Genomic DNA, 19,392 nt, shown 5'->3' with positions numbered 1-19,392 from the left:
GCGGTCAGTGCCCCTCGCCGCCGGAATTCGCGCGTCGGCAGTCGTCGGAGCCGTCCGCGCACACCACGGAAGCGACGGCGCCGGTTCCGATCCTGGCGAAATTGTCGAGGGAAGCGGTGCCTGGCTCGAAATAGCCGGTGTGGCTCTTGGCCCCGGTCGAGGCCAGCAGCCGCGAGCCGAAGTCGGGGGACATCGGGTCCGCTCCGTGGCCGAGGCCGCCGAGCTCCAGGTGGGGGACGTCCGCGATCCAGTCGCCCTGGTCCCGCATCGCCCAGACCCGGGCGGAGGTGTGCAGTTCGGCGGCGTTCGCGACGCGCATGCCGGGGCTGCCCGCCACCACCAGGTCCGTGACCCGGTCGGGCAGCCGGTGCGCGGCGACCCCGCACACGACCGATCCGTAGCTGTGGCAGACGAGGGTGACCGCGGAGTCCCCGGGCAGGGCGAAGGTGAGCGCTTCGAGCCGGGCCGCGCCCTGGACGGCGAGCCTGCCGGTGGCGGCGTCCACGTTGACCCCGGTGGGCGCGGTGTAGCCGACCCAGGCGATGACGGCGGTGCGGCTGCCGGGCACGGCCGCGCGCTGGGCCTCGTACAGGGACTGCGCCATGCCGGCGGGGGCGATGAGGCGGCGCTGGGTGCGCTCGAAGGTGAGCGCGTCGGTGTCGACGCCGGGGACGACGACGGAGACCCGGTGGGCGGCGTCGAGATCGCCGAAGACCTCGGCGACGAGGCCGTTGCCGGTCGGGTCGAACACCAGGATCTGGCGGCCGGCTTCGGCGAGGGAGGCGAAGCGGTGCGAGCGCCGGACGGCGGTGGCGCGGTCGGCGGGGGTGAGGGCCACGTCCTTGGCGCGGGCCTGCTCGACCCGCTCGGCGTGCTCCAGGGAGTTCCGGTTGGCCCGGTAGCGGGTCTGGACGGGGGCTCCGTCGAGGTTGCCGACGACGAGGGGGAAGCCGTCGGCGAGCCGGGACCGCTGGTGGCCGTCGAGGTCGGCGAAGAAGCGTTCGACCGTGCGGACCGGGGCGTCGGCGGGCGGTACGGGCCTGCCGTCGATCCGGGCCGAGGCCCACGCGGCGAGTGCGGCGGCGCGCGCCGCGACCCCGCCCTCGGGGCGGTGCACGGCGGTCCAGCCGGTGGTGGCGAGCATGAGGAAGACCACCGCGAGCGCGAGCAGGGTGCGCAGGGCGGCGGGGCGCTCGGGGGCACCGGAGATGGAGTGGGCGTGGTGGCCGGGCAGGTTCACTGGAGCCAGCCTAGGAGACCACTTGAGGCCGTGGTGTGCCGGGTGACCGGGCTCACGGCCGACCGTGGGACGGGCGGTCCCGGTGGTGACGCAGCGTGGCCGTGCGGTGCCCGCCCCGGGGGCCGTGCCCGCGAGCGGTCAGTCCGGGTCGGAGGCCTTGCGCCAGTCGGCCGCCAGGGCCGGGCCGATCTGGTCGAGGTAGGTCTCGGTCAGCCGGCGGATGGCGGCCACGCTGGTGTCCTCGCCCTGGCCCCAGAGCCGGCCGGTGACGCGCATCACCCCGCAGAAGGCGGCGACGGCCACCCGGGGCCGCGGATCGGAGTCGATGTCGAGGCCCTCGCGCGCGGCGATCAGCCGGGAGATCTCCTCCTCCAACTCGGTCGAGCGCCGCAGGTGGACGGCGAGCAGGGCCGGGGTGGACTCGATCAGCTGGTAGCCCCGCATGTACAGGTCGACGGGCACGACATCGGAAATGGCCTGGTCGACGGTGTCCCAGGCGTCGAGGACGGCGCTGCGCATGGCCTCGAAGGGACTCTCGGAGGCCGGGCGGGCCCGCAGGGCGGAGACGAAGTGGGACTCGACGAGGTCCTGGACCGCGAAGGCCACCTCCTCCTTGTTCGCGAAGTAGCGGAAGAAGGTCCGCTGCGAGACCTCGACGGCGTCGGTGATCTCGTCGACGGTGGTCCGCTCGTACCCCTGAGAGATGAAGAGGAGGAGGGCGGAGCGCAGCAGGGCGTCGCGGGTGCGGCGTTTCTTGCGCTCGCGAAGTCCGGCCGGCGGGGCTGCCGGGCCGGCCGGGGCCGGCCGCGGTTCGGTCATCACCGAAGGGTCCTTCCTGACGCGGAGTGAGCGGTCAGGGTACCTGTGACCGACCTGACAGAGACTGTCACGCTGAGCCGTTTGTGAAGTGTCAGTCGCTGTCACTAGCCTGTTCGCATGACTCGTCAGATCACCCTCGCCAAGCAAGCGGGGCCGGAGCCGGGGCGCTCGGGTCTGCGCGGCCACCCGTGGCTCACCCTCGTCGCCGTGGCGATCGGCGTCATGGTCGTCACCCTCGACGGCACGATCGTCGCCGTCGCCAACCCTGCGATCCAGAAGGACCTCGGCGCCTCGCTCGCCGAGGTGCAGTGGATCACCAACGGCTACCTGCTGGCCCTCGCGGTCTCCCTGATCACCGCCGGCAAGCTCGGCGACCGCTTCGGGCACCGCCAGACCTTCCTCATAGGCATCGCCGGCTTCGCCCTCTCCTCCGCCGCGATCGGCCTGTCCACCGGGGTCGGCTCCGTCATCGGCTTCCGCGTGGCCCAGGGCGTCTTCGGCGCCCTGCTGATGCCCGCCGCCCTCGGCCTGCTGCGCGCCACCTTCCCCGCCGAGAAGCTCAACATGGCGATCGGCATCTGGGGCATGGTCATCGGCGCCTCGACCGCGGCCGGACCGATCGTCGGCGGCCTGCTCGTCGAGCACGTGAGCTGGCAGTCGGTCTTCTTCGTCAACGTGCCCGTCGGCGGCGCCGCACTCCTCTTCGGCCTGTTCATCCTGCGCGACCACCGCGCCGAGAACGCCCCGCGCTCCTTCGACGTGCTCGGCATCGCGCTGCTGTCGGTGGCGATGTTCTCCCTGATCTGGGCGCTCATCAAGGCGTCCGAGTGGGGCTGGGGCGACACGAGGACGCTGCTCTTCCTCGCGCTCTCGGTGGTCTGCTTCGTGCTCTTCGCGGTCTGGGAGGCCAAGGTCTCCGAGCCGCTGATCCCGCTCGGCATGTTCCGTTCGCTGCCGCTGTCCGCGGGCACCGTGCTCATGGTCCTGATGGCCTTCGCCTTCATGGGCGGGCTGTTCTTCGTCACCTTCTACCTGCAGAACGTGCACGGCATGAGCCCGGTCGACAGCGGCATGCACCTGTTGCCGCTCACCGGAATGATGATCATCGGCTCACCGCTGGCCGGGGTGGCCATCTCCAAGGCCGGCCCGCGCCTCCCGCTGGTCGCCGGAATGGTCGCCACCGCCGCCGCCTGCTTCGGGATGTCCCAGCTCACCCCGGGCACCGGCACCCTCACCATGTCGCTCTGGTTCGCCCTGATGGGTCTGGGCCTGGCCCCCGTCATGGTCGGCGCCACCGAGGTCATCGTCGGCAACGCCCCGCTGGAGCTCTCCGGCGTGGCCGGCGGACTCCAGCAGGCCGCCATGCAGGTCGGCGGCAGCCTCGGCACCGCGGTCCTCGGAGCGGTCATGGCCGCCCGGGTCAGTGACACGTTCGGGGACAACTGGGACGCGGCGCAGCTGCCCCCGCTCAGCCCCGAGCAGCTCGACCTCGCGCAGAAGGCGGCCCAGGTGGGCTTCGCCCCGGTCCCGGAGGGCGCGCCCGAGCCGGTCGCCCGGGCCATCGCCTCGGTCGCCCACGACACCTTCGTGTCCGGCATGGGCACCGCCTTCACCGTCGCCGGTGTGGTCGCGGTCCTCGCCGCCGTCGTGGCCTGCTTCACCAAGCGCGGTGCGAACGCCGAGGCGGGCGCGGGCGCGGCCCACATCTGAGCCGCCGGCCGCCGGGTCAACCCGAGGCCCCGACAGCCCCGCCGGAGGGTTCCGGCGGGGCTGTCGCCTATCAGGGTGGACCCGGCCGCAGCCCCTTCCGCCCGGCCGTCCTCGCAGGTCAGCGTGGTGCCACGGAGCCTCGGAAACCGTCCGGGGCCCGTGTCGTCAATGAGGAGCTGACTTCGTCATGCGTACGTGGACCACCGCTCGCGTCACCACCCTCGCCGCCGCCCTGCTGGCCGCCGCCACCCTGATCCCGGGCACCGCCACCGGAGCCCACGCCGCCGGCACGGCGTCCTGCGCCACGGGGGAGCTGTGCCTGTGGGCCAAACCGGACTTCAAGGGCACCAAGCAGACCTACGACCTCAGCACCCTCTCCATCAACAGCTGCACCGCGCTGCCCGCCGGGAACTACCAGTCGCTGGTCAACCGGACCGGGCGCCCGGTGACCACGTACCAGTCGGACGTGTGCGCGGAGACCGGCGAGTTCCAGACCTACCCGGGCGACGGGATCCTGCTGCCCCAGTCCCCCTACCAGGTCAGGGCGTTCAAGGTGTGGGAGACGTAACCCCGGCCTGACCGGCGGGGACCGGGGTGGAGGCGGGGGCCGGGGCGGGGGGCTGGACCGGCATCGGGCCCGGGCCGCCGCCCAGCCGGGCGACCTCCGCGCGCAGCGCCCGTACCTCCCCCTGGAGCTCCTTCAGGGCGGCCAGCTGGAGCCGCTCCACCTGGTCGTCGCGCTCGAAGCGGGCGATGAACCAGGCGGCGATGTTCGCCGTCACCACACCCAGCAGGGCGATCCCGGACAGCATCAGCCCGACCGCCACGAGCCGGCCCAGCCCGGTGGTGGGGGAGTGGTCCCCGTACCCGACCGTCGTCATGGTGGTGAAGGACCACCACACCGCGTCGCCCAGGTTCCGGATGTTCCCCTCCGGGGCGTCCCGCTCCACGCTCAGCACCGCGAGCGAGCCGAACATCAGCAGACCCACCACGGCCCCGGCCACGTAGGTCGTCAGCCGGACCTGCGGGGCCATCCGCGCCCGCCGCCCCACCAGCATCAGGGTCGCCACCAGCCGCAGCAGCCGCAGCGGCTGTACGAGCGGCAGCACCACCGCCGCCAGATCCAGCCAGTGCGAGCGCACGAACACCTTGCGGTCCGCCGCGAGGCCGAGCCGGACGAGGTAGTCGGCGGCGAAGGCCCCCCACACCACCCACTCCGCGTGGGTACAGGCCCGGTGCAGCTCCGCGCCCGCGTCCGGGGCGACGATCGGCACCGCGTAGGCGACGGCGAAGGCCACGGCGAGCACCAGCAGCGGGATCTGCGTACGGCGCTCCCACCGCGCCTGACGGGAGGGTTGTTTCATGCCACGCATCGTAAAGAACGCGTAAGGGGTGCCGGGACAGCTGTCCCGGCACCCCCTCTCACGAGTGACTCACGGGCCTAGGCGTCGCCGCCCGCCGCCCCCGGGTCCGCCGCCGTTACGTCCAGCAGCTGGTACCGGTCCACGGCCTGCTTCAGCACCGAACGGTCGATCTTCCCGTCACGGACCAGCTCGGTGAGCGTCGCCAGGACCACCGACTGGGCGTCGATGTGGAAGAAGCGCCGGGCCGCGCCCCGCGTGTCCGCGAAACCGAAACCGTCCGCGCCCAGCGAGGTGTAGGTGCCCGGCACCCAGCGCGAGATCTGGTCCGGCACCGCGCGCATCCAGTCCGACACCGCCACGAACGGCCCCTCGGCGCCGGACAGCTTCCGCGTCACGTACGGGACCCGCTGCTCCTCCTCCGGGTGGAGCAGGTTGTACTCCTCGACCTCCACCGCGTCGCGGCGCAGCTCGTTCCAGGAGGTCGCCGACCAGACGTCCGCCCGCACGTTCCACTCGGCCGCCAGGATCCGCTGCGCCTCCAGCGCCCACGGCACCGCCACGCCCGAGGCCATCAGCTGCGCCCCGATGGCGCCCGAGGTGCCCTGCGACACCCGGTGGATGCCCTTGAGGATGCCGTCGATGTCCACGTCGGCCGGCTCGGCCGGGTGCTGGATCGGCTCGTTGTAGACGGTCAGGTAGTAGAAGACGTCCTCCGCGTCGGGACCGTACATGCGGCGCAGGCCGTCCCGGACGATGTGCGCGATCTCGTACCCGTACGCCGGGTCGTACGCCACGCAGCCCGGGTTCGTGGACGCCAGCAGCTGGGAGTGACCGTCGGCGTGCTGGAGGCCCTCACCCGTGAGGGTGGTCCGGCCGGCGGTCGCGCCGAGGACGAAACCGCGCGCGAGCTGGTCGGCCATCTGCCAGAACTGGTCACCGGTGCGCTGGAAACCGAACATCGAGTAGAAGACGTAGACCGGGATCAGCGGCTCGCCGTGCGTCGCGTACGCCGAACCGGCGGCGATCAGCGAGGCCGTGCAGCCGGCCTCCGAGATGCCGTCGTGCAGCATCTGGCCGGTCGGGGACTCCTTGTACGCGAGCAGCAGGTCGCGGTCGACCGCCTCGTACTGCTGGCCCAGCGGGTTGTAGATCTTGGCGCTCGGGAAGAAGGCGTCCATGCCGAAGGTGCGGTACTCGTCGGGCGCGATCAGCACGAAGCGCCTGCCGATCTCCTTGTCCCGCATGAGGTCCTTCAGGATGCGGACGAAGGCCATGGTGGTGGCGATCGACTGCTGCCCCGAACCCTTGCGGGCGCTCGCGTACGTCTTCTCGTCCGGCAGCTGGAGCGGCTTCGCGCGCACCACGCGCGTCGGGACGTAACCGCCCAGGGCGCTGCGGCGGTCGTGCATGTACTGGATCTCGGGGGAGTTGCGGCCGGGGTGGTAGTACGGCGGGGCGCCGTCCTCCAGCTGCTTGTCCGTCACCGGGATGTGCAGGCGGTCGCGGAAGCGCTTGAGGTCGTCGACCGTCAGCTTCTTCATCTGGTGCGTGGCGTTGCGGCCCTCGAAGTTCGGGCCCAGGGTCCAGCCCTTGACCGTCTGCGCGAGGATCACCGTCGGCTGGCCCTTGTGGGCCTTGGCCGCCGCGTAGGCCGCGTAGACCTTCTTGTGGTCGTGACCGCCGCGGCCCAGGTGCTGGATCTGCTGGTCGGTCATGTTCTCGACCATCGCGCGCAGCCGCTGGTCACCGCCGAAGAAGTGGTCGCGGACGTACGCGCCGGACTCGGTGGCGTACGTCTGGAACTGCCCGTCCGGGGTGGAGTTCATCTTGTTGACCAGGATGCCGTCGCGGTCCTGCGCCAGCAGCGGGTCCCAGGAGCGGTCCCAGATCAGCTTGATGACGTTCCAGCCGGCGCCGCGGAACTGCGACTCCAGCTCCTGGATGATCTTGCCGTTGCCGCGCACCGGGCCGTCGAGGCGCTGGAGGTTGCAGTTGACGACGAAGGTCAGGTTGTCCAGGCCCTCGCGAGCGGCGATGGACAGCTGGCCGAGCGACTCCGGCTCGTCCATCTCGCCGTCGCCGAGGTACGCCCACACGTGGGACTTCGAGGTGTCCGCGATCCCGCGCGCCTGCATGTACCGGTTCATCCGGGCCTGGTAGATCGCACCGAGCGGGCCGAGGCCCATCGAGACGGTCGGGAACTCCCAGAAGTCCGGCATCAGACGCGGGTGCGGGTAGCTCGACAGGCCGTACGGGGCCTTCGACTTCTCCTGCCGGAACGCGTCGAGCTGCTGCTCGGAGAGCCGGTCCAGGAGGTAGGCGCGGGCGTAGATGCCCGGGGAGGCATGGCCCTGGAAGAAGATCTGGTCGCCGCCGTCGCCCTCGTCCTTGCCCCGGAAGAAGTGGTTGAAGCCCACGTCGTAGAGGGAGGCGGAGGAGGCGAAGGTCGCGATGTGACCGCCGACGCCGATCCCGGGGCGCTGGGCGCGCGAGACCATGACGGCCGCGTTCCAGCGGGTGGCGTTGAGGACCTTGCGCTCGATCTCCTCGTTGCCGGGGAAGAAGGGCTCGTCCTTGGTGGCGATGGTGTTGACGTAGTCCGTGCTGCGCATCTCGGGCACGGCCACGCGCTTCTCGCGGGCCCGCTCGATCAGTCGCAGCATCAGGTAGCGGGCACGTTCACGGCCCCGCTCGTCGACGGCGGCGTCCAGGGAGTCGAGCCACTCCTGCGTCTCCTCCGGATCGAAGTCCGGGACCTGGCTCGGCAGGCCGCCAATGATGATCGGATTGCGATCGGATGCGGAAGCCACGCTGTTCCTTCGCTGTCAGGGGAGTCGTGCCTTGGGTCGCCGCCTCCCATGGTCTTACGCCCGGCCGAAATCTTCACCTCTACCACTGGGTAACACCTGGAGCGGGGAAGGAGCGGCCACCGGGCCGGGTGCGGCCTGGTCGAATCGCCACCCTACGCCCAAGTCGATCAGTGGGTTCGTAAGGCCGTTCGTCCCTCAAACAGGTAGGAAAGTCCTCATGCGATGCCGAATGAGCTGGAATGGTGTGGGATGAATCACCAGTGGTACACCGGGGAAGCCTGAAAGTTGCGGCGAGACGGCCGTAATCGTCACCGTTTCGACGGTCTCGGCGGCCGGGTACTTGCGCGATCCGCCGCGCCCGTGTGGACTACGCCCAATGCTGCGCGTACGCGCGCCGCCGAAAGACATTCACCGAACATGAGCAGGAGGCACCCCGTGAGCGCGACCGCGGACCACGCGGAGAGCCTGGCCGCCCGGCTGGGTTTCCAGTCCGAACAGGTGGTCCAGGAGATCGGCTACGACGAGGACGTCGATCAGGAATTCCGTGACGCCGTCGAAAAGCTCGTCAGCGAGCTCGCAGACGAGGACTACGACGACGTCGCCGACGCGGTGCTGTTGTGGTTCCGCGACGAGGACGGCGATCTGACGGACGCCCTGGTCGATGCGACCGAGCTGGTCGAGGACGGCGCACTGATCCTGCTGCTGACCCCCAAGACGGGCCGTGACGGCTACGTCGAGGCCAGCGACATCAGCGAGGCCGCCGAGACGGCCGGTCTCTCTCTTGCCAAGGGCCTGCCCGTCGGCCAGAAGTGGACCTCCACCAAGCTGGTGACGCCGAAGGCCGCCAAGGCCAAGCGCTGAGCTGCAACCCGCAGCCGAGCGGACGCACACCCCGCCGACCCGGATCCTTCCGAGGTCGGCGGGGTGTGCTCGTTCCGCGGCCGGCGGGACACCTAGGCTGGGACTCACCCGAACGGCCCCGGACGGGGCACGCAGGATCGAAGGGATGCGACACATGGCGATCGAGGTCGGAAACAAGGCCCCGGACTTCGAGCTCAAGGACAACCACGGCGCCACCGTGCGGCTCTCCGACTTCCGGGGGGAGAAGGCCGTGGTGCTGCTCTTCTACCCGTTCGCCTTCACCGGCGTGTGCACCGGCGAGCTGTGCGAGCTGCGCGACCAGCTGCCGCGCTTCCAGAACGACGACGTGCAGCTCCTCGCCGTCTCCAACGACTCGGTGCCGACCCTGCGGGTCTTCGCCGAGCAGGAGGGCCTGGACTACCCGCTGCTGTCCGACTTCTGGCCGCACGGCGAGGCCTCCCGCGCCTACGGCGTCTTCGACGAGGACAAGGGCTGCGCGGTCCGTGGCACCTTCGTCATCGACAAGGACGGCATCGTGCGCTGGACTGTCGTCAACGGACTGCCCGACGCGCGTGACCTGAACGAGTACATCAAGGCCCTCGACAGCCTCTGATGTCCCCGGAGCGGGTTCCGCGGGCCGTATCCGTCCGAAAAGCGCCTGCGGGCGGGAACCCGTCACTAGGATCGAACCGTTGATCCGGTAGTAACCGCACGACGGGGCTCCGCCCCACACCAATACCAATGGAGGACCCGTGGGAGTCAGCCTCAGCAAGGGCGGCAACGTCTCGCTGACCAAGGCCGCGCCTAACCTGACGGCGGTCATCGTCGGTCTCGGCTGGGACGCTCGCACCACCACCGGTGTCGACTTCGACCTCGACGCCAGCGCGATCCTGACCAACGACCAGGGCAAGGTCGCCAACGACTCGAACTTCGTGTTCTTCAACAACCTGAAGAGCCCGGACGGCTCGGTGGAGCACACCGGTGACAACACCACCGGTGAGGGCGAGGGCGACGACGAGGCCATCAAGGTCAACCTGGCCGGCGTCCCCGCCGACGTCGCGAAGATCGTCTTCCCCGTCTCGATCTACGAGGCCGAGAGCCGTCAGCAGAGCTTCGGCCAGGTCCGCAACGCCTACATCCGCGTCGTGAACCAGGCCGACAACAGCGAGCTGGCCCGCTACGACCTCTCCGAGGACGCCTCGACCGAGACCGCCATGGTCTTCGGCGAGCTGTACCGCAACGGCGCGGAGTGGAAGTTCCGTGCCATCGGCCAGGGCTACGCCTCGGGCCTGCGCGGCATCGCGCAGGACTTCGGCGTCAACGTCTGAGGTCAGAGCGGGAGCAGCTGAGCAGTTCGTCCGTCCGGCGCCGTGCACTGTGTGTACGGCGCCGGACCGGCTTTGCCACCATGGATCCCGGTGGCTTCGTCACCATCGCCACGCACCACGTCGTCCGGGGAGGACCACAACATGGGCGTCACACTCGCCAAGGGGGGCAACGTCTCCCTGTCCAAGGCCGCACCGAACCTCACCCGGGTTCTGATCGGTCTCGGATGGGACGCACGCTCGACCACGGGGGCCGACTTCGACCTCGACGCCAGCGCGCTGCTGTGCAACAGCGGCCGGGTGCTCGGGGACGAGTACTTCGTCTTCTACAACAACCTGAAGAGCCCCGAGGGCTCCGTCGAACACACGGGGGACAACCTCACCGGCGAGGGTGAGGGCGACGACGAGTCGATCATCATCGACCTGACGAAGGTGCCGGCCCAGGTGGACAAGATCGTCTTCCCGGTCTCCATCCACGACGCGGACAGCCGCCGACAGAGCTTCGGCCAGGTCAGCAATGCCTTCATCCGCGTGGTCAACATGGCGGACGACCAGGAACTGGCCCGCTACGACCTGACCGAGGACGCCTCCAGCGAGACCGCGATGATCTTCGGCGAGGTCTACCGCTACGGCGGTGAATGGAAGTTCCGAGCCGTAGGGCAGGGGTACGCGTCGGGCCTGCGGGGCATCGCTCTAGACTTCGGGGTCAACGTTTCGTAAAGCCGTACAAGACGATGGGGTGCCAGTGGTTCTCAAAACCTTCGGCTGGTCGTTCGCAGTCACTGCGCTCGGTCTGGTCGCAGCGGTGTTCTACGGGGGATGGCCCGCTTTTGGGATCGTGGCGATCCTGTCCATCCTGGAGATCTCGCTGTCCTTCGACAATGCGGTGGTCAACGCCGGAATCCTGAAGAAGATGAATGCCTTCTGGCAAAAGATCTTCCTCACTGTCGGTGTCCTCATCGCCGTGTTCGGCATGCGCCTGGTCTTCCCGATCGTGATCGTCGCGATCAGCGCCAAGATCGGGCCGATCGAGGCCGTCGATCTCGCGGTGTCCGACCAGGACCTGTACAAGCAGCTCGTCACGGACGCCCACCCGTCCATCGCCGCCTTCGGTGGCATGTTCCTGCTGATGATCTTCCTCGACTTCATCTTCGAGGACCGTGACATCAAGTGGCTCGCGTGGCTGGAGCGCCCGCTCGCCAAGCTCGGCAAGATCGACATGCTCTCCGCGTGCATCGCGCTGATCGTCCTGGTCGTCACCTCGATGACCTTCGCCACCAACGCCCACCAGCACGGCGGCGTCCACGTGGACAAGGCCCAGACCGTCCTGGTCTCCGGCATCCTCGGCCTGATCACCTACATGATCGTCGGCGGCCTCTCCGGCTACTTCGAGAACAAGCTGGAGGAAGAGGAGGAGAACGAGCACGAGGCCGAGGAGGAGGCGAAGAAGAGCGGCAAGCCCGTCTCGGTCGTCGCCATGGCCGGCAAGGCCGCGTTCTTCATGTTCCTCTACCTCGAAGTCCTCGACGCCTCCTTCTCCTTCGACGGGGTCATCGGCGCCTTCGCCATCACCAGCGACATCGTGCTCATGGCCCTCGGCCTCGGCATCGGTGCCATGTACGTCCGGTCGCTGACGGTCTACCTGGTCCGCCAGGGCACCCTCGACGACTACGTCTACCTGGAGCACGGCGCGCACTACGCCATCGGCGCGCTCGCCGTCCTCCTGCTCGTCACCATCCAGTACGAGATCAACGAGGTCATCACCGGCCTCGTCGGCGTCGTGCTGATCGCCTGGTCCTTCTGGTCCTCGGTGCGCCGCAACAAGCGCATGGAAGTGGAGGGTGCCGCCGCCGAGGCATGACCTCGCCGGTAATGCGGAACGCTCCAGATGCGGGGCGGCCTGGGGGTCCACGGACCCGGCGGGCCGCCCCGCATTTCGTACGTGTGAGGGGACAAGGGGACCAGGGGGTAGTGGGGACATGGGGTTCTTCGACGGGATCAGGGGCGCACGCGCCATGGGGTTCGACTCGGGCCAGGCCTCGTCGAACGCGATCGAGCTGACCAAGCGGCAGTCGACGGTGTCGCTCACCCGCCAGCAGGCGGTGCACGGCAATCTGCGCGTGAACCTCTCCTGGAGGATGCGCACCTCCGACATCGGCGGCCGCTCGGCGGGCCAGAGCGGGCAGCTGCTGCGGCACCCGTTCAAACTGTTCAAGCCCGACATGGTTCAGGCGCACACCCAGGGCATGGTCAACGTCGACCTGGACATGGGCTGCCTCTACGAGCTGACCGACGGCACCCGGGGCGCCGTGCAGCCGCTGGGCAACCTGCTGGGCGACCTCAACGACCCGCCGTACGTCAAGCTCAGCGGCGACGACCGCTTCGGCTCGGCCTCCGGCGAGACGCTGTACATCAACCTCGACCACGCCGACGAGATCAAGCGGCTGCTCGTCTTCGTATACATCTACGACCAGACCCCGGCCTTCGACCGGACGCACGCCCTGGTCACCCTCTACCCGGTCACCGGGCCGAGGATCGAGATCCCGCTGGACGAGCGGCACCCGCAGGCCCGCTCCTGCGCGGTGGTCTCCCTGGAGAACGTCAAGGGCGAGCTGATCGTCCGCCGCGAGGTGAAGTTCGTGTACGGCTTCCAGGCCGAGCTGGACCGGCTGTACGGCTGGGGGCTCCAGTGGGGGCGGGGCTACAAGAGCACCAAGGCCTGACCGGGGCCCCGTACGGGACTCCGGTCAGGCCTCGGGGCGACTCTCCGTGGTGCGGCCGTCAGCGGCGGATGAACTGCGGGCCCTGTACCGGCAGCCGGAAGGACGGGTCGCCGCCCGGGGCGGGCACCGGCGCCGGGGACACCGGCTGCGGGTACCCGTAGGCGGGCTGGACGGCCGGCGGGGCCTGGGTGGGCGGGGCGGGCGCCACCGGGGTGGGCGGCACCGGCGGGCGCATGGCGGCCGTCCGGTCGTCGCCGGACCCGGGGGCGGCGGGCCCGTCGCCCTCCGCGGCGGCGGCGTTCTCGTCGACGGAGATCCCGTGGTCCGTCGCCAGGCCCACCAGCCCGTCGGAGTAGCCCTCGCCCAGGGCGCGGAACTTCCACCCCTCGCCGCGGCGGTACAGCTCCCCGCAGATCAGGGCCGTCTCGGCGCCCGTCTCGGGCCGCACGTCGAAGTAGGCCAGCGGCTCGGGGCCGCCGCCCGGGGTGGCGTCGTAGAGCAGGATCCGCAGGTCCCGGACCCGCTCGAAGGGGACGTCCTCGGCGGAGGCCACCACCAGGATCCGGTCGACCTCCGGGGGCACGTTGCGCAGGTCCGCCTGGACCGCGTCGGTGACCCCGTCGCCCAGCTGCTTCTTGCCCAGCCGCCAGACGGCCCCCGAGGGGTGACGGGGCTGGTTGTAGAAGACGAAGTCCTCGTCCGAGCGCACACGCCCGTCCGCGCCCACGAGCAGCGCGGAGGCGTCCACGTCCGGCACGTCGGGCCCGGTGGTCCAGCGCAGCACAGCCCGGACCGCCACGGGGGCCACCGGGATGTTCGAGCCCTTCTGCATCGCGTGCGTCATGCCGGTCATCCTGCCCTCCCGGACACGACCGGGACAATGCGGCCCCCCGTAGGGCCTTGTCCTGAGGGCCGCGGCTGGGCATGGTGCAAGAGGGTTACCTGAACTTCATGTGCTTGAGGAACTCTTGACTCGTGTTCGTACGTACTATTACCGGCCACGCCAGTTGGGCCGCCGAGGCAGTACGGGGGAAGCACATGCGTCACTTCGGGCACATATCGCCCACTGTCCGCAAGGACCTCTTCCACCAGGAACCGGCGGAATTCACCCTCGCCTCTCCCGCCCGTACGCTCGCCGCCGCGCTCGGGGCCACCCTCTACAGCCCCGCCACCCGGCCCAGCCTCGCCGCCGACATCCGCAAGCAGGCCGGCCGCGGCGTCGTCTCCATGGTCCTCTGCCTGGAGGATTCCATCAGCGACGCCGACGTCGTGGACGGCGAGGAGAACCTCGTCCGGCAGTTCGCGGCCCTCGACGAGGGGAGCGCGGGCGGCGCCGAGCTCCCGCTCCTGTTCATCCGCGTCCGCACCCCCGAGCAGATCCCCGATCTGGTGCGCCGGCTCGGCGGCCCCGTACGGCACCTGGCCGGATTCGTACTCCCCAAGTTCACGGAGAGTCGCGGAACGGCCTTCCTCGACGCCGTCGCCGAGGCGGAGGCCGCCTCCGGCCTGCCCCGGCTGTATGCCATGCCCGTCCTGGAGACCCCCGACCTCCTCCACCTCGAAACCCGCGTCGAGGCCCTCGCCGGGATCTCCCGCACCGTGAACCGCTACCGCGAGCGGGTCCTCGCCCTGCGGCTCGGCGTCACCGACTTCTGCTCCGTCTACGGGCTGCGGCGCACCCCCGACATGACCGCCTACGACGTCCAGATCGTGGCCGGGGTGATCGCCGACGTGGTCAACGTCCTCAGCCGCGCCGACGGCACCGGCTTCACCGTCACCGGGCCCGTCTGGGAGTACTTCCGCAGCCAGCAGCGCCTCTTCAAGCCACAGCTGCGCCGCAGCCCCTTCCTGGAGGAGGGCGTGGAGGAGCTGCGCACCGCGCTGATCGAGCACGACCTCGACGGGCTGCTGCGCGAGATCGAACTCGACCGGGCCAACGGCCTGCTGGGCAAGACCTGCATCCACCCGGCGCACGTCACGCCCGTCCACGCGCTGTCGGTGGTCTCCCACGAGGAGTTCAGCGACGCCCAGGACATCCTGCGCCCCGAGCGCGGCGGCGGCGGAGTGATGCGCTCCGCCTACACGAACAAGATGAACGAGGTGAAGCCCCACCGGGCCTGGGCCGAGCGCACCATGCTGCGCGCCGAGGTCTTCGGTGTGGCGAAGGAGGAGGTCGGCTTCGTCGACCTCCTCACGGCCGGGCTCCAGGTGTGAGGGCCGCCGTGACGACGGAGATTCCCGTGGAGATACCGGTAGAGATGTCTGTGGAGAAGGGCGAGACGATCGACGAGGTGTGGTCGGGAGACTGGGTCGCGCGGCGGCTGGGCGTGGGCCTGGAGGACGCCGGCCCGGCGGACGGCGGCGGCTCCGGGGCCGCCCCGCCGCTGGAGAGCCTGCTGGGGCTCGCCCTGCGGCGCAACCCCAAACGGGCCCACCTGCTGGTCTCGCAGGTCCTGGGCAAGCACGTCCCGCAGTCCCCGGCAGTGGTCCACGCCGCCGGGTACGGCCTCGGGCAGCGGGTCCGCGAACTGCTCGGCGCCGAAGGGGCCGCCGCGGCGGTGGTCCTCGGCTACGCCGAGACCGCGACCGGCCTCGGCCACTGCGTCGCCGACGGCCTGGGCCCGGCCCCCTACCTGCACTCCACCCGCCGCCCGGTGCCGGGCGTCGAGCCCGCGGGCGGCTTCGAGGAGGCCCACTCGCACGCCACCTCGCACCTCCTGCTGCCCGAGGACCCGCGCCTGCTGGCGGGCAGCGGCCCGCTCGTCCTCGTCGACGACGAGTTCTCCACCGGGAACACCGTCCTCAACACCATCCGCGACCTGCACTCCCGCAACCCGCGCGGCCACTACGTGGTCGTCGCCCTCGTCGACATGCGCTCCCCGGCCGACCGCGACCGGCTGACCTCCTTCGCCGAGGCGCTGGGCGCCCGCGTCGACCTGATCGCGCTCGCCTCCGGCACCGTCTCCCTCCCCGAAGGGGTACTGGCCAAGGGGCAGGCGCTGGTCGAGGAGTACGAGGCGCAGGCAGGCATCGCCGAGGTGGCGGCCGAGTCGGCCCCCGCCTTCGACCGCGTCGCCCTCGACTGGCCGGCCGGGGTCCCCGACGGCGGCCGGCACGGCTTCACCCCCGCCCACCGGGCCGCCCTGGAGGCGGCGCTCCCGCGGCTGGCCCGGCAGCTCGCCGACGCGCTCGGAGCAGAGCCCGGACGGGTCCTCGTACTCGGCAACGAGGAGCTGATGTACGCGCCGCTGCGCCTCGCCCTGGCCCTGGAGGAGTCCCGGGCGGCCGCCGAGGTGCGCTACTCGACCACGACCCGCTCCCCGGTGCTGGCCGTCGACGACCCCGGCTACGCCATCCGCACCCGGCTGGTCTTCCCCGCCCACGACACCCCGGCCGACGGGCCCGGCGACCGGTACGCCTACAACGTCCGGGGCGCCGGCTTCGACACCGTCGTCGCCGTCGTCGACTCGGCCGGCGACACCCCCGAGCTGCGTACGGGCCTGCTGGCCGCGCTCGCCCCGCACACCGGCCGGGTCCTGCTGGCCGTCGTACCGTCGTACGTCCCCGACGCGCGCGCCCGTGACCCGTACGTGTCCGACCCGTACCGCCCCGACCGGCAGGAGCCGATCATGTCCGAGCCCGTCGCCCTGGCCGAGCCCCTGCGCGGCCCGGCCTTCTCCTCGTACGCCTCCGAGGACGTCGGCTGGCTCCTCCAGGACCTCTCCGGGGTGGAGCTGGAGGCCCCGACCGAGGAGCGCGAGGAGGCCATCCAGGCGGGCGGCGCCCACTACGCCGAGTCCCTGCCGGTCGAGTACCAGCCCTCCGAGGCCTACCAGGCCCTCTACCGGAGCGCGCTGGACGTCTCCGCCGCCCGCATGGCCCGGGCGGTCGGGACCGTCACCGAGACCGTGCTCGCCGAGCGCTCGCCCGCCCCCGTCCTGGTCTCCCTGGCCCGCGCCGGAACCCCCGTCGGCGTGCTGATGCGCCGCTGGGCCCAGCTGCGGCACGGCCTGGACCTGCCGCACTACGCCGTCTCCATCGTGCGCGGCCGGGGCATCGACGCCAACGCCCTGCGCTGGCTGGCCGCCCACCACGACCCGGCCGACGTGGTCTTCGTCGACGGCTGGACCGGCAAGGGAGCCATCACGCGCGAGCTGCGCGAGGCCCTGGAGGCCTTCCAGGGCTTCGACCCGGAGATCGTGGTCCTCGCCGACCCCGGCTCCTGCGTGCGCACGTACGGCACCCGCGAGGACTTCCTCATCCCCTCCGCCTGCCTGAACTCCACCGTCTCCGGGCTCGTCTCGCGCACGGTGCTGCGGTCCGACCTGGTCGGTCCCGCCGACTTCCACGGCGCGAAGTTCTACCGCGAGCTGGCCGGCGCCGACGTCTCCACCGCGTTCGTCGACGCGGTGGCCGCCCGCTTCGAGGAGGTGGCCGACGCCGTCGACGAGGAGGTCAAGGAGCTCCTCGCCGCCGACCGCGCCCCCACCTGGGTGGGCTGGGCGGCGGTGGAACGCATCAGCGAGGAGTACGGCATCCACGACGTGAACCTGGTCAAGCCCGGCGTCGGCGAGACCACGCGGGTGCTGCTGCGCCGCGTCCCGTGGAAGATCCTCGCCCAGCGCGGAGCCGGCGCCGACCTGGACCACGTACGCCTGCTCGCGGAGCAGCGGGGGGTGCCGGTCGAGGAGGTCGACGGGCTGCCCTACAGCTGCGTGGGCCTCATCCATCCCCGCTTCACACGCGGCGCCACCGGCGCCGACGGAAAGGCCGTGGCAGCCAAGTGACCGTCCTCGTAGCCAGTGACCTCGACCGCACGCTCATCTACTCGTCGGCCGCGCTCGGCCTGACCATGCCCGACGCGGAGGCCCCCCGGCTGCTGTGCGTCGAGGTCCACGAGAGCAAGCCGCTCTCGTACATGACCGAGACCGCGGCGGGGCTGCTGGCGGAGCTCTCCGCCGACCCGTCGGTGGTCTTCGTCCCGACGACCACCCGCACCCGCAAGCAGTACCAGCGCATCCGCTTCCCCGGCCGCCCGGCCCGCTACGCGATCTGCGCCAACGGCGGGCAGCTGCTCGTCGACGGGGTGCCGGACCGGGACTGGCGGCGGGCCGTGGCGGCCCGGCTGGAGCGCGAGTGCGCCCCGCTGGAGGACGTGCACGCGCACCTGCTGGCCTCGGCGGACCCGGCGTGGCTGCGCAAGACGCGGGTGGCGGAGGACCTGTTCGCGTACCTGGTCGTCGAGCGCGCCCTGGTCCCGGACGAATGGCTCAAGTCCCTGGCCGAGTGGGCCGAGGCGCGGGGCTGGACGGTCTCGCTCCAGGGCCGCAAGATCTACGCCGTGCCGCGCCCGCTGACAAAGAGCGCGGCGATGCGGGAAGTGGCCCGGCGCACCGGCGCCACGGCCACGCTCGCCGCCGGCGACTCCCTGCTGGACGCCGACCTGCTGCTGGCCGCCGACCGGGCCTGGCGGCCGGGGCACGGGGAGCTCGCGGACGCCGGCTGGACGGCGCCCTCGGTGACGGCACTGGCCACGGCCGGCGTCCTCGCGGGGGAGGAAATCGTCCGCGCTTTCGGCGGGGCGGTTGCGACACTGGGCGCATGACCAAGGGCAACAGCACCAAGATCACGGATGAGCTCTACCGGTACGTCCTCGACCACAACCCCCCGCTGGACGAGATCCAGCGGGGCCTGGTGCGGACGACGTGGGAGAAGTTCCCGGACTGGGCCGACATGCAGTCGGCCGAGGAGCAGGGGCCGCTGCTGGCCTTCCTGGTCCGGCTGACCGGCGCCCGCCACATCGTCGAGGTGGGCACCTTCACCGGCTTCTCCACCCTGTCCATGGCCCGCGCCCTGCCGGCCGACGGCCGCCTCGTCGCGTGCGACATGTCGGAGAAGTGGACGGCGTACGGCCGCGAGGCGTGGGAGGCCGCCGGCGTCGCCGACCGCATCGACCTGCGGATCGGCCGCGCGCTGGACACCCTGCGCGCGATGCCGTCCGAGGAGCACGTCGACCTGGCCTACCTGGACGCCGACAAGGAGAACCAGATCCTCTACTGGGAGGAACTGGTGCCCAGGCTGCGTCCGGGCGGCCTGATCGTCACGGACAACACCCTCTTCCACGGGACGGTCCTCGACGAGTCCCCGGACAGCCGGGGCGCGAGCGTCCGCGCCTTCAACGACCACGTCATGGCGGACACCCGCATGGAGTCCGTCCTGCTGGCCATCTCGGACGGCCTGACGCTCTCGCGCAAGCGCTAGCCGGTCCCTTCGGTCCCTTCCGGGGTCAGCCGCAGCCGCCCCCGCCGCAGCAGCCACCGCCTCCGCCGCCCATGGCCCGGGCGGCGGGCGCGGGGGCACTGCTGCTGCCGCCCACGGCGACGGCGGACAGCAGCTTGACGGTGTCGGCGTGCCCGGAGGGGCAGTCGGCGGGCGCGGACGACTCGGCCATCGGCCGGCTGAGCTCGAAGGTGTCGTCGCAGGTCCGGCAGCGGTATTCGTAACGAGGCATGCGCACAGGCTACGCAGCCCGCCGACGCG

Annotated in this window: 18 protein-coding genes; 12 read left to right on the top strand and 6 right to left on the bottom strand. The window is 71.1% G+C overall.

What is annotated here, in order from left to right:
* Positions 1-4: 4 nt before the first annotated feature.
* Both OOK31_RS29840 and OOK31_RS29835 read right to left on the bottom strand, forming a co-directional pair.
* The gene (locus tag OOK31_RS29840; protein ID WP_323188275.1) at positions 5-1,144 is read right to left on the bottom strand and encodes an alpha/beta hydrolase; all 1,140 of its coding nucleotides are present in this window, start codon (positions 1,142-1,144) and stop codon (positions 5-7) included.
* Positions 1,145-1,378: 234 nt separating this feature from the next.
* On the bottom strand, positions 1,379-2,059 hold the full coding sequence (locus tag OOK31_RS29835; RefSeq protein ID WP_267090495.1) for a TetR/AcrR family transcriptional regulator: 681 nt from the start codon (positions 2,057-2,059) through the stop codon (positions 1,379-1,381).
* Positions 2,060-2,176: 117 nt separating this feature from the next.
* Between OOK31_RS29835 and OOK31_RS29830 the strand changes: the two genes are divergently transcribed.
* Together OOK31_RS29830 and OOK31_RS29825 are read left to right on the top strand one after the other, a co-directional pair.
* Positions 2,177-3,769, top strand: a complete 1,593-nt coding sequence (locus OOK31_RS29830; RefSeq protein WP_267090494.1) for a DHA2 family efflux MFS transporter permease subunit — start codon at positions 2,177-2,179, stop codon at positions 3,767-3,769.
* Positions 3,770-3,956: 187 nt separating this feature from the next.
* On the top strand, positions 3,957-4,337 hold the full coding sequence (locus OOK31_RS29825) for a peptidase inhibitor family I36 protein (RefSeq protein WP_267090493.1): 381 nt from the start codon (positions 3,957-3,959) through the stop codon (positions 4,335-4,337).
* On the opposite strand, the gene OOK31_RS29820 is transcribed toward OOK31_RS29825, so the two are convergent.
* Both OOK31_RS29820 and aceE read right to left on the bottom strand, forming a co-directional pair.
* Positions 4,318-5,133 carry a potassium channel family protein gene (locus OOK31_RS29820; RefSeq protein ID WP_267090492.1) on the bottom strand — a complete coding sequence of 272 codons (816 nt, stop codon included), beginning with the start codon at positions 5,131-5,133 and terminating at the stop codon, positions 4,318-4,320. The two genes, OOK31_RS29825 and OOK31_RS29820, sit on opposite strands and share 20 nt — an antisense overlap.
* A gap of 77 nt (positions 5,134-5,210) precedes the next feature.
* A complete protein-coding gene (gene aceE, locus OOK31_RS29815) occupies positions 5,211-7,943 on the bottom strand; it encodes a pyruvate dehydrogenase (acetyl-transferring), homodimeric type (RefSeq protein ID WP_267090491.1) in 2,733 nt (910 codons plus the stop codon).
* 435 nt (positions 7,944-8,378) lie between these two features.
* Here aceE and OOK31_RS29810 point away from each other — a divergent pair, with 435 nt between their 5' ends.
* The 6 genes from OOK31_RS29810 to OOK31_RS29785 all read left to right on the top strand — a co-directional run bounded on the left by OOK31_RS29810 (position 8,379) and on the right by OOK31_RS29785 (position 12,852).
* The gene (locus OOK31_RS29810; protein ID WP_267090490.1) at positions 8,379-8,804 is read left to right on the top strand and encodes a DUF3052 domain-containing protein; all 426 of its coding nucleotides are present in this window, start codon (positions 8,379-8,381) and stop codon (positions 8,802-8,804) included.
* Positions 8,805-8,958: 154 nt separating this feature from the next.
* Complete coding sequence (locus OOK31_RS29805; RefSeq protein WP_267090489.1) at positions 8,959-9,417, top strand: peroxiredoxin; 459 nt, start codon at positions 8,959-8,961, stop codon at positions 9,415-9,417.
* A gap of 139 nt (positions 9,418-9,556) precedes the next feature.
* Entirely contained in the window at positions 9,557-10,132 is a 576-nt protein-coding gene (locus tag OOK31_RS29800) for a TerD family protein (RefSeq protein ID WP_030160471.1), read from the top strand.
* Between the two features lie 141 nt (positions 10,133-10,273).
* Positions 10,274-10,849, top strand: a complete 576-nt coding sequence (locus tag OOK31_RS29795) for a TerD family protein (protein ID WP_267090488.1) — start codon at positions 10,274-10,276, stop codon at positions 10,847-10,849.
* A gap of 25 nt (positions 10,850-10,874) precedes the next feature.
* Complete coding sequence (locus OOK31_RS29790) at positions 10,875-11,990, top strand: DUF475 domain-containing protein (protein WP_267090487.1); 1,116 nt, start codon at positions 10,875-10,877, stop codon at positions 11,988-11,990.
* 118 nt (positions 11,991-12,108) lie between these two features.
* Positions 12,109-12,852, top strand: coding sequence for a Tellurium resistance (locus tag OOK31_RS29785; RefSeq protein ID WP_267090486.1), 744 nt, complete (start codon positions 12,109-12,111; stop codon positions 12,850-12,852).
* A 58-nt stretch (positions 12,853-12,910) separates the two neighbouring features.
* Here the strand turns inward: OOK31_RS29785 and OOK31_RS29780 are convergent, their stop codons facing one another.
* Positions 12,911-13,696, bottom strand: coding sequence for a TerD family protein (locus tag OOK31_RS29780; RefSeq protein ID WP_267090854.1), 786 nt, complete (start codon positions 13,694-13,696; stop codon positions 12,911-12,913).
* Positions 13,697-13,890: 194 nt separating this feature from the next.
* On the opposite strand from OOK31_RS29780, the gene OOK31_RS29775 reads away from it, so the two are divergent.
* The 4 genes from OOK31_RS29775 to OOK31_RS29760 are packed head-to-tail and all read left to right on the top strand — an operon-like array spanning position 13,891 to position 19,113.
* Entirely contained in the window at positions 13,891-15,066 is a 1,176-nt protein-coding gene (locus OOK31_RS29775; protein WP_267090485.1) for an HpcH/HpaI aldolase/citrate lyase family protein, read from the top strand.
* 44 nt (positions 15,067-15,110) lie between these two features.
* Positions 15,111-17,639 (top strand): phosphoribosyltransferase, encoded by a 2,529-nt coding sequence (locus OOK31_RS29770; RefSeq protein WP_267090853.1) that lies wholly within the window; start codon positions 15,111-15,113, stop codon positions 17,637-17,639.
* Positions 17,636-18,457 (top strand): HAD family hydrolase, encoded by an 822-nt coding sequence (locus tag OOK31_RS29765; protein WP_267090484.1) that lies wholly within the window; start codon positions 17,636-17,638, stop codon positions 18,455-18,457. Before OOK31_RS29770 ends, OOK31_RS29765 begins: the two co-directional genes overlap by 4 nt.
* Entirely contained in the window at positions 18,454-19,113 is a 660-nt protein-coding gene (locus OOK31_RS29760; RefSeq protein ID WP_267090483.1) for an O-methyltransferase, read from the top strand. The genes OOK31_RS29765 and OOK31_RS29760 overlap by 4 nt, the downstream gene beginning before the upstream one ends.
* A 25-nt stretch (positions 19,114-19,138) precedes the next feature.
* On the opposite strand, the gene OOK31_RS29755 is transcribed toward OOK31_RS29760, so the two are convergent.
* Positions 19,139-19,363: a zinc ribbon domain-containing protein gene (locus OOK31_RS29755; protein ID WP_267090482.1), complete on the bottom strand. Its 225-nt coding sequence runs from the start codon at positions 19,361-19,363 to the stop codon at positions 19,139-19,141.
* Positions 19,364-19,392: the final 29 nt, after the last annotated feature.

The sequence above is a fragment of the Streptomyces sp. NBC_00249 genome (assembly GCF_026342355.1).
Lineage (GTDB): Bacteria > Actinomycetota > Actinomycetes > Streptomycetales > Streptomycetaceae > Streptomyces.
This window is presented reverse-complemented; position numbering and strand designations above follow the sequence as displayed.

What these genes read in the sequence shown, in the direction of transcription:
- OOK31_RS29780 (WP_267090854.1), bottom strand. Translation starts at nt 13,696, where the DNA reads ATGACGCACGCGATGCAGAAGGGCTCGAACATCCCGGTGGCCCCCGTG.
- OOK31_RS29785 (WP_267090486.1), top strand. Translation starts at nt 12,109, where the DNA reads ATGGGGTTCTTCGACGGGATCAGGGGCGCACGCGCCATGGGGTTCGAC.
- OOK31_RS29805 (WP_267090489.1), top strand. Translation starts at nt 8,959, where the DNA reads ATGGCGATCGAGGTCGGAAACAAGGCCCCGGACTTCGAGCTCAAGGAC.
- OOK31_RS29840 (WP_323188275.1), bottom strand. Translation starts at nt 1,144, where the DNA reads ATGCTCGCCACCACCGGCTGGACCGCCGTGCACCGCCCCGAGGGCGGG.
- OOK31_RS29835 (WP_267090495.1), bottom strand. Translation starts at nt 2,059, where the DNA reads ATGACCGAACCGCGGCCGGCCCCGGCCGGCCCGGCAGCCCCGCCGGCC.
- OOK31_RS29770 (WP_267090853.1), top strand. Translation starts at nt 15,111, where the DNA reads ATGTCTGTGGAGAAGGGCGAGACGATCGACGAGGTGTGGTCGGGAGAC.
- OOK31_RS29755 (WP_267090482.1), bottom strand. Translation starts at nt 19,363, where the DNA reads ATGCCTCGTTACGAATACCGCTGCCGGACCTGCGACGACACCTTCGAG.
- OOK31_RS29775 (WP_267090485.1), top strand. Translation starts at nt 13,891, where the DNA reads ATGCGTCACTTCGGGCACATATCGCCCACTGTCCGCAAGGACCTCTTC.
- OOK31_RS29820 (WP_267090492.1), bottom strand. Translation starts at nt 5,133, where the DNA reads ATGAAACAACCCTCCCGTCAGGCGCGGTGGGAGCGCCGTACGCAGATC.
- OOK31_RS29760 (WP_267090483.1), top strand. Translation starts at nt 18,454, where the DNA reads ATGACCAAGGGCAACAGCACCAAGATCACGGATGAGCTCTACCGGTAC.
- OOK31_RS29825 (WP_267090493.1), top strand. Translation starts at nt 3,957, where the DNA reads ATGCGTACGTGGACCACCGCTCGCGTCACCACCCTCGCCGCCGCCCTG.
- OOK31_RS29830 (WP_267090494.1), top strand. Translation starts at nt 2,177, where the DNA reads ATGACTCGTCAGATCACCCTCGCCAAGCAAGCGGGGCCGGAGCCGGGG.
- OOK31_RS29795 (WP_267090488.1), top strand. Translation starts at nt 10,274, where the DNA reads ATGGGCGTCACACTCGCCAAGGGGGGCAACGTCTCCCTGTCCAAGGCC.